Below are 291 nucleotides of genomic sequence, written 5' to 3' on the forward strand. Positions count from 1 at the left end.
ACAGACCTCGATGCTGATTCGGCCCGACGGATTCGTCGCCTGGTCCCACACCGACCCCGCCTCCCTCACAGAGGCACTCGCCGCCTGGTTCGGAACACCCGAACACGGCTCTACCGGAGCGGTGTAACGCGTGAACCTCGACGTGATCGGAGCCGCGATCATCTCGATCAGCGGCGCGCTCTTCGCGACCGCTTCGATCTGGTGTCTGATCGGCCTTCTCCTCAGAACACGAGCAATGCCTGAGCTCCCAGCAGCTTCCAGAGCCCACCTGTTCACGTCGGCACTGACGGT

At 63.6% G+C, this 291-nt stretch carries 1 protein-coding gene; it reads left to right on the forward strand.

The features are described from left to right. Positions 1 to 10: 10 nt before the first annotated feature. Positions 11 to 127: a hypothetical protein gene (locus BIU91_RS19490; protein WP_366556892.1), complete on the forward strand. Its 117-nt coding sequence runs from the start codon at positions 11 to 13 to the stop codon at positions 125 to 127. Positions 128 to 291 lie beyond the last annotated feature (164 nt).

The sequence above is a fragment of the Curtobacterium sp. MMLR14_002 genome, assembly GCF_001864975.1.
Classification (GTDB): Bacteria; Actinomycetota; Actinomycetes; order Actinomycetales; family Microbacteriaceae; genus Curtobacterium; species Curtobacterium flaccumfaciens.